General features: G+C 36.3%; 17 protein-coding genes. 4 read left to right on the top strand and 13 right to left on the bottom strand.

Going from position 1 to position 10,760, the window contains the following annotated elements:
- Window positions 1–332 precede the first annotated feature (332 nt).
- From C0T34_RS07440 to C0T34_RS07390, 12 genes are all read right to left on the bottom strand, one after another.
- Window positions 333–545, bottom strand: coding sequence for a cold-shock protein (locus C0T34_RS07440; protein WP_041701226.1), 213 nt, complete (start codon window positions 543–545; stop codon window positions 333–335).
- 580 nt (window positions 546–1,125) lie between these two features.
- Window positions 1,126–1,584, bottom strand: coding sequence for an Hsp20 family protein (locus C0T34_RS07435; RefSeq protein WP_072070436.1), 459 nt, complete (start codon window positions 1,582–1,584; stop codon window positions 1,126–1,128).
- A gap of 239 nt (window positions 1,585–1,823) precedes the next feature.
- Complete coding sequence (locus C0T34_RS07430; RefSeq protein WP_239450322.1) at window positions 1,824–2,498, bottom strand: bacteriophage antitermination protein Q; 675 nt, start codon at window positions 2,496–2,498, stop codon at window positions 1,824–1,826.
- Window positions 2,456–2,812: a RusA family crossover junction endodeoxyribonuclease gene (locus C0T34_RS07425; RefSeq protein ID WP_004245983.1), complete on the bottom strand. Its 357-nt coding sequence runs from the start codon at window positions 2,810–2,812 to the stop codon at window positions 2,456–2,458. The genes C0T34_RS07430 and C0T34_RS07425 overlap by 43 nt, the downstream gene beginning before the upstream one ends.
- Window positions 2,809–3,099: a DUF1364 domain-containing protein gene (locus tag C0T34_RS07420; protein WP_109849948.1), complete on the bottom strand. Its 291-nt coding sequence runs from the start codon at window positions 3,097–3,099 to the stop codon at window positions 2,809–2,811. Before C0T34_RS07420 ends, C0T34_RS07425 begins: the two co-directional genes overlap by 4 nt.
- A gap of 78 nt (window positions 3,100–3,177) precedes the next feature.
- A complete protein-coding gene (locus C0T34_RS07415) occupies window positions 3,178–3,627 on the bottom strand; it encodes a hypothetical protein (RefSeq protein ID WP_109849947.1) in 450 nt (149 codons plus the stop codon).
- 67 nt (window positions 3,628–3,694) lie between these two features.
- The gene (locus C0T34_RS07410) at window positions 3,695–4,030 is read right to left on the bottom strand and encodes a hypothetical protein (protein WP_017628812.1); all 336 of its coding nucleotides are present in this window, start codon (window positions 4,028–4,030) and stop codon (window positions 3,695–3,697) included.
- Window positions 4,031–4,051: 21 nt separating this feature from the next.
- A complete protein-coding gene (locus C0T34_RS07405; protein WP_109849946.1) occupies window positions 4,052–5,437 on the bottom strand; it encodes a DnaB-like helicase C-terminal domain-containing protein in 1,386 nt (461 codons plus the stop codon).
- Window positions 5,437–6,204: a helix-turn-helix domain-containing protein gene (locus C0T34_RS07400; RefSeq protein ID WP_109849945.1), complete on the bottom strand. Its 768-nt coding sequence runs from the start codon at window positions 6,202–6,204 to the stop codon at window positions 5,437–5,439. The genes C0T34_RS07405 and C0T34_RS07400 overlap by 1 nt, the downstream gene beginning before the upstream one ends.
- Window positions 6,201–6,374 carry a hypothetical protein gene (locus C0T34_RS18205; RefSeq protein ID WP_196556832.1) on the bottom strand — a complete coding sequence of 58 codons (174 nt, stop codon included), beginning with the start codon at window positions 6,372–6,374 and terminating at the stop codon, window positions 6,201–6,203. The genes C0T34_RS07400 and C0T34_RS18205 overlap by 4 nt, the downstream gene beginning before the upstream one ends.
- A 95-nt stretch (window positions 6,375–6,469) precedes the next feature.
- Window positions 6,470–6,817: a hypothetical protein gene (locus C0T34_RS07395; protein WP_004247478.1), complete on the bottom strand. Its 348-nt coding sequence runs from the start codon at window positions 6,815–6,817 to the stop codon at window positions 6,470–6,472.
- Between the two features lie 140 nt (window positions 6,818–6,957).
- A complete protein-coding gene (locus C0T34_RS07390) occupies window positions 6,958–7,167 on the bottom strand; it encodes a helix-turn-helix transcriptional regulator (protein ID WP_109849944.1) in 210 nt (69 codons plus the stop codon).
- Window positions 7,168–7,274: 107 nt separating this feature from the next.
- Here C0T34_RS07390 and C0T34_RS07385 point away from each other — a divergent pair, with 107 nt between their 5' ends.
- The 4 genes from C0T34_RS07385 (at window position 7,275) to C0T34_RS07370 (ending at window position 10,248) form a co-directional block, all read left to right on the top strand.
- Entirely contained in the window at window positions 7,275–7,919 is a 645-nt protein-coding gene (locus C0T34_RS07385) for a LexA family transcriptional regulator (protein WP_109849943.1), read from the top strand.
- Between the two features lie 204 nt (window positions 7,920–8,123).
- The gene (locus C0T34_RS07380; RefSeq protein WP_109849942.1) at window positions 8,124–8,711 is read left to right on the top strand and encodes a hypothetical protein; all 588 of its coding nucleotides are present in this window, start codon (window positions 8,124–8,126) and stop codon (window positions 8,709–8,711) included.
- Window positions 8,704–9,285, top strand: a complete 582-nt coding sequence (locus tag C0T34_RS07375) for a hypothetical protein (RefSeq protein ID WP_109849941.1) — start codon at window positions 8,704–8,706, stop codon at window positions 9,283–9,285. The genes C0T34_RS07380 and C0T34_RS07375 overlap by 8 nt, the downstream gene beginning before the upstream one ends.
- A 642-nt stretch (window positions 9,286–9,927) precedes the next feature.
- Window positions 9,928–10,248, top strand: coding sequence for a hypothetical protein (locus C0T34_RS07370; protein ID WP_109849940.1), 321 nt, complete (start codon window positions 9,928–9,930; stop codon window positions 10,246–10,248).
- Between the two features lie 23 nt (window positions 10,249–10,271).
- On the opposite strand, the gene C0T34_RS07365 is transcribed toward C0T34_RS07370, so the two are convergent.
- Window positions 10,272–10,721, bottom strand: a complete 450-nt coding sequence (locus C0T34_RS07365; RefSeq protein ID WP_109849939.1) for a hypothetical protein — start codon at window positions 10,719–10,721, stop codon at window positions 10,272–10,274.
- Between the last annotated feature and the right edge of the window lie 39 nt (window positions 10,722–10,760).

The following is a 10,760-nucleotide window of genomic DNA, read 5'->3' as shown; positions in this document are numbered from 1 at the left end:
TATTTTCGATAAAAACTTGCAAATGCAAGGTTTGCTGTTGATAGCAATGAGGTATGTTTACTTTCCTAAGTTTACCACACACTAATGAATATGTACGTTTTAAAATATAAAGGGATCATATTTAAATTTAAGCAACAAAAAAACCCCGCCAAAGCGAGGTTCTATATATTCAACTATTTAACGCTTAACTCATTTGAGCAGCCATCACAGTCTTACAAAAAATACATTTTGCGCCGTGTGGATTGTTCACTGTAACATCAAATTGTGATGTTCTATATTGTGAACCGCTACAACAAGGGCATTTAAAATAGAGGCGAATAGTAATAGCGCCTTTAGAGAGCCACCACGTTGCCTGCTGCTGGACCTTTCATACCATTTTCAATGGTAAATGAAACTTCTTGGCCTTCCATCAGAGATTTGAAGTCATCACTCTGAATTGCAGAGTAATGTACAAATACATCTTTACTTCCATCTTTAGGAGTGATGAAACCAAAACCTTTATCATCGTTAAACCATTTTACTGAACCAGTCATTGTATTAGACATAGAATTTCCTTTAATTTATTTAATTTGCCATAAGGCATATGAGGGTTTGTTTTTTATTTTTACTTATGGGAATTAATTAGAAGGAATTCGCAATGAAGTGGTATCGAGGATAACGCTAAACGGTGAACAACTTTAAACTGACTAACATAAATAGGCCTGTACTTCCAAACCAGTGATGTCATTAAGCCATAGAAAAATTCAGATAGCAAACTTTATTTTTGCAATAAAAGCACTTGTGTGTGCTATCAAGAATGAAACCCTATTAAAAGGTGCCGACTCACAGCTCTTGTGTGAACGGTATAAGTGGGTATTGATTCTGTGGTCGGCATAGACGGAAAGGCTACAAAGTAACCTTATTTAATTTAGGGTTGAATATCTTAGTGAGAATAATTATCATTACATTCGCATCAAATTGACAGGTTTGATACGAATTAGTACGACATGACTTACATTGCTTCTTGCGTTTATTTTATATGCCGATATGACTCCTAGCGTATCGGCATTTTTTTATTGTGTATTGAAAACAATTAAGGCTACACATCATGCGTAGCCTTAATCTTATTCACGTTATCTAACTCAATTAACTTTTATCTTTATTTTCTATCGCTATTGTTTGTCGTTTTTCTTCTTCAGGTAATTCATACTCAATAGCAATGGTCAGAAGTCCACTTGATAAATCGGCTTTTTCTATTTTAACATTTTTACCGAGGTCAAATTGCAACGTAAATTGCCCTTGAGATATGCCTCGGTGGATCCATTTATCATTGTCTTCTTCTGATTTTTCTTCTTTTTTCCCTTCAATCAATAAACGGCTACCTTTCAATGAAACCGATAAATCATTTTCTTGATATCCAGGCACACTCACTGTCAGCTCATAATGGTTATCATCAATCTGTTTCAGGTTATAAGTCTGTACAGGTGATGCTATTGGCTTACTGCCTGTTAACTGACTAAACAGGCGATCTATCTGATCAAAACGATTTGAAAGTAAGTTGTCAGATAATGTTGGGAATAATGAAAAAGGTTTAATGTTAGGCATATAACTCCTCCTTCAGTATTTAATGAATTATGGGCGGTATCTTATTTACCCAAAATATAAATATGAACGAGCAAGCATTTTTCAAGCCCTAAATCCTAAATTTTTTATCTTTGACCTACATGGGATTGTAGATAACAAAAAACCCCGCCGAAGCGAGGTTTGAAATACTTACATTTATACTATTATATAAATATTGCATTTAATTTATAGAAAAAAACGGAGTTTTGCAACTTTTTTAATCAGCTTAAAGCGCTAATTTTGAATAGCGAATCTCTATCTAATTGATAGCAACAATCTAATAAACAAATCCAATACAGTTTATAGCTCTTTCGCCAAGCATCAGCACTGACGCCCAACAATTCAGCGAGCTTAACATCCGTATATTTTTTTGCTGTTTGATTAATTTCTGCTTTTACCGCCTGAATGGCTAGTAAGGTAAGAGATTGAAGTCGTTGCTTAACTTTTTTCGTTATCCTTTTTTTACTATTTAATCGCTGAAACTCATGCCAAATATAGGGAACAATGAGTATTTGCTCACGATAATATTGATAATCACCATAGCAATAGAGTAACCATAAGCGCATTTCGTTAGGCAATTGATGAATACCTCTGCGCCATGATGAAGTGCGATAAGTAACTTCATTAATTAATGGTTTTGATTTTCCTTTGGCATGTTTTTGCTTAATTTTGAGTGGATGTGAGGGGAGTCTGTATCGAGACTTTATTTCACCCGCATAGCGTATTGGGTTTCTTTTAAACCTATCGGTTACAAGTATTGCTTGTTCCTCCATGGCACTTAACGGCCCATTTTCTATAATACAAACATTCATCAACGCTGTACTTACTCGCTCGCGTATCCACTCAATATTCACTATCGCACCTCTTGGATAATTATCTGCCCCCTTTTTCCCCACACTTTTGTTACCCGCCCATCCCATACACGTGAATCATCGTCAAAAATAGCATCAAGTAATGCTTTTTCGAGATTATCTTTATCCGGTTTTTGTTGATGGGGTTTACCGTTCATTTCGGAGCGTTTAGTTTTACTCCAACTCTTCGGCATGGGTAGAATGAATGTAATGTGGTAATGTGATTCAGGTAGGGTGATTTTGTTTAACTTTACTTCGTCCTTAAACGCAAAATACTTTAAAACTGGGGGACGTTTTTTCCATTTATCAGCCTGAGTCATCCTTGGTTTAGGTACTGGTTCGATATTAAAGACCTTCACACGTTCAACTTCCCTTCTTGGATCAATATGGCTTGCGTTCTCAAAACACCTTCTAGGTGACATTGTTTTGCATACTCCATATCCGTAAATCGTGTTCGTCTATCAACTTCATCGTGACATGCACTACAAGCCCAAGCGCCAAATAAGTCATGCGATTTTATTCCGACGCCACAAAGACCTGACATTCTGTAATGGGCTAAAACAACCGTTTCAGAGTTACCATTACAAACTGAAGGTATTCTAATCTGACATTCACGCCCTTTTGCATCATTGCGTAAATTCATCATGAGCCTCCTGATTACTATTTTTTATCACTCTAAAATAAAAACGATCATGTTATTAACTGAAATAATCATCACTATTTCCTATTCTTCTTGCTTTCTTTTCAAACTCATATATTCAGAGTTACGAGGAATGATGATCGGAATTCCCTTCTCAATGCACCATTGTTCATGTTTCTCCATCATGTAAAGCATCCTTGCTTTATCCATCTTGCTGGTTTTTTCACGCTCACCGTTTTCATTGCGTCCTAGCCAATGTCCAACGAAATATTCATGAGTTTCCTCATTAGTGATGGGCTTTGATAAAACGATTTCACCGACACCATTTTTAATATCGATAACAACGCCACGTGCACGTAACCACTCGCCTGTGGTTTCCATCCACATACGCCATGTTTTATTAATGGGTATGGTTCTTAAATCACGCCACTCGGTGATTTTGATGCGATAGCGTTTACCTGTTGTCACGATTTCGGAGAGCACTTTGAAAATACTGTTGAGATTGGATTTATGGAGACAGATATCATCTGTCACTAAACAACCTCTCCATCATTATTTTTTAAATATACAAACACCTAGTTTCATCTCGGAAATTGCTAAATTAAAATCGTTTACCTCCTTTTTTAACTCTATTTTCTCGCTGATGATCTACTCGATGTTTGTTGTATTCGAGTTTCTCTGTAATAGCGCTTTCGATGTCGTAACCGAACTCTTCCGCATAATCCAAAATACGAATAACAGCATCAGCAAGTTCAACTTCTGCCATTTTTCTATGTGGTAAATGGTAATCCATTAGATCTTTACGCTCCCCCTCCATTGCTTCACTAATTTCAGAATGGATCAAGCAAAGTAAGGTTCCTTTTTCCCTTGGGATATCCCACCATCCAGCCTCAATGTTTTGTTGATGAATTTTTTTCTGTAGTTGTTTTATTGTCATATCTAAAATCCCTCTATCGAATTAAAACGATTTTTCACAATACCTTTTAGGCTCTCGTTTCGGTTGAGCGCGATAAGCAGCCATATATTGATCAACCGATGTAATACTCAATCCTTGTTGGTCAACATACACAGTACCTGTTTTACCGTGTCGATTGAGTCTTAAAATCATCTCGGTCAGTGTTTCATCCGCATTATCGTGGTACACCGCATCACGATAAATGCCTAACCAATAATCACAATCTTGCTCGATTTGTCCTGTATCTCTTGAATCACTTGGTACGGGGCGTTTATCTGCCCTGTTTTCCAATCCCCGATTCAGTTGTACAAGCAACACAACCACCGTATTGAGCTCTTTTGCCAATATCTTTAGCCCCTTAGTGATTTCACCATAGGCAATATCATTACGGTCAGCTTTTCCCGCTTGCATCAGAGTGAGGTAATCGACACCAATAAACCCAATATCACCGACTTTGCGCTTAATTCTCCGACTTTCAGAACGAATGTGTTGTAAGGACATGCCGGGTGTATCATCCACCCAAATATTGGGCTCATCTTTAAGGCGACCGATGGCACTGCAAAGCCTATCCCATTCATACTCCTCTAACTTTTGGTAAAATTTATCTGAATTAATCTGGGTTTGTTGGGCTAGTGTCCGTTCAACAAGCTGTTTATCCGTCATTTCCATGCTGAACAACAATACAGGCTTACCTTGTTGTGAGACATTTTTTGCCATTTCAGTGAGAACGGTTGTTTTTCCCATCTTTGGACGAGCACCAATCACGAACAGAGAACCGATGACAATCTGTTTTGGGCTTAATAGGCGGTCAAAATCTTTAAATCCCGTTTTTAATCCTCGATGTTTCTCTGGGTTATCTTGGCGGTCACAAATATCGGTAAAAACATCATCCAACACATCATCAATTCGGCGTAGCCCTGTTTTTCTCCCCATTTTTCCAAACGACGTGGCTTCATCAAGCAAGCGTTGTGCCTGTTCAATTTTATCCGTAAAACTTAACTCACTTGGCACCATCATGAGTTTTTGAATTTCAACCGTCTTTTCGATAACAAAACGCTGTGCGGAACACTCTCGGATTTTTTTCGCATAAGCCATAATGTTAGCAATACTCGGTGTTTCTCTTGCCATCTCAGCAAGATAGGCAAAACCACCTGATTGATTAATTCGGCCTTTTGACTCCAGACAATCCGTCACCGTCATGATGTCTATTGGCATACGTTGGGTATACATTTCTCGCAGGGTGAGATAAATAATTTGATGGTGTCGGGCATAAAAATCTTCAGGTTTTAGCAGTGAAAAAACTGATTGCGCATTATCACTTTGCGGGTCAAGCAGGAGTCCTCCAATAACATTTTGTTCCGCCATTAAATTATTCGGAACTTGGTTCATCACAGTGCTCCTTCCCTTGTTTTGAGTACCGTTTCAGGTCTGAGTAAATAATCAAAATTCGCTCGCCAACCCCGATTATTTTCGCCGAAATACCAAGCACTCGCCGTTTCCATAAAATAATCAAAATAATTTTTAGCTGATTCGACTGTGGGCTCTTTAAGCTCTTTCAGGAATTTGGATATTGCTCGTTTGCGTTTGTCATTCAGTGATTCGGCATTGGGTAATCTATCCCCTGCCGATTCGTTGAAGGCTTGCATAATTTCCTGATAAGGAATGTTAGTTTGTCGATTAACCGAAATCTGCTTTGCAGGTTTCGAGTCGTCAGACGATAGTTTTTTAAGGTTAATTGACTGGTTAAAAGACTGACTGGTTCTGGGTAAAAATTTTTGACTACCCCCTAGTCCAACCGTTTGACTACCGTGGTCAAATTCTTTGACTACCTCTGGTACAGAATTTTGACTAGGTGGTACTGTATTTTGACTACCCTCATCAAGAGATTTAGCCTCCAAATCCAAAATATATAAATTGGAAGTATGCCCCTTATCAGTTTTTCGCGTAACTTTACGAACAAACCCTTTTTTACATAAACTTTTAATGTGGTTTATCGCACTTTGACGGCTAATTTCGCAATGACGTGCAATAGTTTCATAAGAAGGAAAGCACTCGCCTTTATCATTGGCATTATCGGCAAGTTTCAGTAGCACCATTTTTTGTGCTGTACTCCCCACCTGTAATTGCATGGCTTTTGCCATTAGAAGCATACTCATTTTCGCTCTCCTAATAACTTATCCCAATGTGCTTTCCTTAATTTTGCGTCTTTCAATGCTTCCTTTAAACGCTGACAACCCAGTGGAGTTATTTCTTGTAATAGCCTATTTCTCATGATGTTTTTATGCTCATCACAGCCATTAAATTCATGATTTATTCTTTGTCTCATGGTATAATTTCTCCATTCCAAAGCTGTATCAAAAAAGGGAAACCGAAGTTTCCCCTTGTGATAAAAACTGGATATTGATACAGTATATTTGTACGTTAAATGGTGAATTCCATTGAACAACACGCCTCGTTTGTTGCCGCAATCGAGGCGTTTTCTTTTATTTTCATTTGAGAAAGTTCACCCATTTGTTTCCACAAAAATCGGTACTCTTCTTCTGAGATTTTTCGTTCTCCTTCCATCACAAAATCAATAATTCCCGATGCGACAAGCGTTTCGCATATTTCAGGATATTTTTCAGTTCGACGTAGGATTGTTGAATCATGAACACCTAACGTTCTAGCCACAGCAGATTGAGTTTTATTTCTCAATGCTTGCAATGCTGAAGCTATTAGGTGATTAGAGATAAATTGATTGAATTGTTTGCGTGTATTTGCGCATTCCATTGTTTAGAGTCCTTATGAGTTAACTAAGGGACAATAATGATCCGTGGCTCATTCCATATGAGTTGATATTGGGGAAGAGTTGTCGCTTTATCAGCGACTCCGTAGCAGTCAAAAACTGCGATTGTTAAAGAGCGTTTTTACTATGCGGTTCTAGGTGGAAAAACATCATCTAGAGAACAGTTTGCACCTAGTTTCTGCAATGCTTCAACAATGATGCGGCAATCATTCAGGCTAGGTGTTCTAATATTTAACTCATAGTTAGCAATACGAGACTGACCCCAACCAATTGATGAAGCTAAAACAGCTTGAGAAATTCCTAATTCCTTTCGCTGTTTTGCAATATTATTCATATTGTGTGTCCTCCATACTTACTCACGATATTACACACAATATGTGATTTCCAGTCAACCACAAAATGTTTGGATACATCCATCACATTTTGTGTTAATAATTAGCTATGAAAAAAATAAATGAAATTATCGGCGAAAGACTAAAGTCTATTCGTGAATCTAGAGGCCTTAGCCAAGCACAACTTGCCAAGCTATGTGGATATTCTGCTGCCTCCAGAATTGGAAATTATGAACTAGGGGAAAGAAAAGTAAGTGCTGATGATGCCTTGATCATCAGCGAAGTTTTAGGTGTGTCACCAGCAGAATTAATGTTTGGTGCCCAAAGTGATCAAGTTATTAGTAATTATAAATACCCACTACTGACCAAAATTCAAGCAGGAGCATTCACTAATAATTGTAATTCTTATACAGAAAAAGATGCAGTTGCATGGATACCAACAACTAAAAAGGCAAGCGATAACTCATTCTGGCTAGAAGTTGAAGGACACTCAATGACAGCGCCTCAGGGTGGCAAACCTAGCTTCCCAGAAGGCATACTGATACTGATAGACCCAGAAGAGCCTGTCAGCATTGGTGATTTTTGTATTGCCCGATTACATGGAGATGAATTTACATTTAAGCGATTAATTAGAGAATCAGGACAGATATTCCTTGAGCCTCTTAATCCTAGATTTGATTTAATTCCCATAAATAGCAACTGCACAATTATCGGAAAAGTTATTAAATCTCAATGGCCTGATGAAACATTTTGAGTTCAAACTGTTGATATGGGATGACTAAAGAGTATAGCTAAATGGTACATATGAACTTTTCATATAATGAAATTATTTAATATCAAAAGACTAAAAGTGAACTATCTTGTAAAAAAAGATGGATAGGTAGTATTGAAGAACGTGAGTCATGGGATAGAGTATTAATCGCAGTATGTATTTTTTATCTATAAAAAGAGAAATTCTATGAGCAAAAAAAATAATGTACCAATGATAAAAACTAATGGAGATATCTTATCTTCTAGTAGAATTAATTTGCCGTCGATAGATAAATCATTTCCGATGGAACTACCTTCTACAAATTTACTTCAACAGCTCAATCCATTGGAACATATCTCCAATACAATCAATAGGATTTGTTACTATAAAGAACAATGTAAGATGCTTGAAGTCGAGTCATTGAGAATAAAAGAACAAGCAAATCTGATGCATTCTAAAATAGACTCGGAATTTAAAAAAGCGATGTATGAGCTTGAGACAAGAAGAAAAAATAATGAGTCAAAATTAATAGCTTCAGCAAATGAATTCAAACAGATATCAATAGTAAAATCAGAATTAGTTAAAAATATATCAAGTCTTGTTTCAAGTATATGCAGTAAAGATGTTTCATTAGAAGACAAGAAAATAATGAATGAAAGTCTTATCATAATGAAGGATCTTTTAAGTGGGCAACGATCTGAATCATATGAAAAATTCGAAAAATTGCTAGATAGTGTTGATAATAGTTACAAAGACGTACTATTCATTGAAAATTATCAGGAAAATTATGTTTAATATTATACTCGGGGTTGCCGCTGTTGGTGTTGGCTTATATATATTGAACGAACTTGATAATCAAGCAGGAGAAGAAAAAAGACGATGGGAACGTCAACGAGAATCAGTATATAAAAGTATTGAAGATCATAAGCGACATATAGAACAACATGTAGAATATGTTCAATCAATGTATGATTTTCACCAATTAGTTGATCTCCATTATTCATGTGTGAAAGTAGCAAATGAGGCATACAAACTTCTTAATGATGCTAAAAAATCAATGGATGCAATGTATGGTGCCATAAATAAGCTTAAAGCTCATCGCTCTAGATTATTCGATGATAAAAAATTAAATAATGATTATGAAAAGAAAAAAGAAATCCAGACAGAAATAAATATGATAAAAGATATTATCGATGGATTATACTTAGAGCTAAATGTAATTAAAAATGATAAAGAACGCTTTTATCAGGAATTAAAAGCTTTTAACTTAAAAACAAGCAATATCAAATACAGAATCAGAGACAATACCGGATATAAAGGTGTCGATTGGTATAATCGGTTACAAGAACGAATCAGTCAACGGCACTAGTTTTGTACTTGAACTACATCAGATCACAATCCTACCCTACTAAACCTTTTTCACATAAAACCCACTGTAACCTAAAATGGATAACCATATAAAAATCATAATGTTATCAACTTTAATTTCATTAACCGTCTGTAAGTCAGAAAAAATGAAAACATCTCTACACAATTAGGAATAGCTAGCCTCACAATCAGGTGGAAAACTAGATATAGTTAACACCAACGATGGACAAGTTGGATATTCCCCCTCCCTCCAGTAAAAAATTGAAGAGTGATCTTTGTACAGAAAATATCACAAATAAATATAAGAGCCCTAAAGGACTTTTTTATACCCTCTATTTCCCCACCAATGTGATAACAATCACAAAATGTGTATGGAAATAAAATATTTTTTCATTTTAAATCATCACTCTAATACTAAAAAAATAAAAAACACAATTTGTAGTTGACACACAAAACACAATTTGTGATTATTATTCATATCAACGAAACACAGCACGTTGATGTTCTTTAACAACGATGGTAGCAAGCTGTGTATTATCTACCAGAACGGCGACGCTGATAAAGCGTCAACCTTCTCAGAAGGTTTTCGGATTGGTGTTTTACTATTATCACCAATCACTAAAGCCAACTGTTTGGAGGATTTATGGCAACTATAAAAGTGAAGAAATCACGCAAACCAGACTTTTTACGTGGTAACTCTGCAAATAGACGTCATGCCAGACGGAAAGTCGAAGCCATTGCAATTAAAGATATTGAGATGCAACTAGACTCAATATTTCAACTAGAAACTAAAAAACTAAACCGCGTTGAAAAGACACTATCGCTAAGCCACATTCCTGTGACTAGAAGTATTGAACCTAAATTCAAACCATCAGTAGATAACTGTTGCTTACCTAATGTAGCAGTATTTTCAGGAGTTAAAACAAAACAGCCAAGCAGTGAATTCGGGGTTACGGCGAGATAAAGCCCACGGATGGGCTAATAAGATTAACCGCAGATTAAGCGTAATAATTTAAGTTTTATGGGGAGTTTAGTTAGCGCTGAAATATCAGAAGCTCCTAGTTTTATTTCTGTTTTAACTGCAGCTATTTCTTCTAAGGATGACCAAATTGAGTCGTCCGACGATTCCATTTCTAGCATATGAGAAAGCAAGTCTTCATCAGTATATTTAGACTCATTTGTGTATAAACGCTGATAATCATTAGCTCTTTTTATTGTGCTACCTGACTTTTTCCCGAATTGACAAACTGTCTGTGTACCCGTAAGTACCACAACAAAAACACCGAACAGAAATGGATTTCCGTTAAAAATAATTGATGAGCTGAAAATAAGAATTAACACTGAAATAATCTTATCTATACGCCCAGTCGCTGTTGCGTACAGCTTTTCTAGATAATGTGAATATAAAATTCTAGTAATTACATCTTGTCGACTCATATATATCCTTATTTTTTACCATTACCCCCTGTTTTTGCA

Origin of the sequence: Proteus sp. CA142267, from assembly GCF_003336825.1 — a bacterium.
Lineage (GTDB): Bacteria > Pseudomonadota > Gammaproteobacteria > Enterobacterales > Enterobacteriaceae > Proteus > Proteus terrae.
This window is presented reverse-complemented; position numbering and strand designations above follow the sequence as displayed.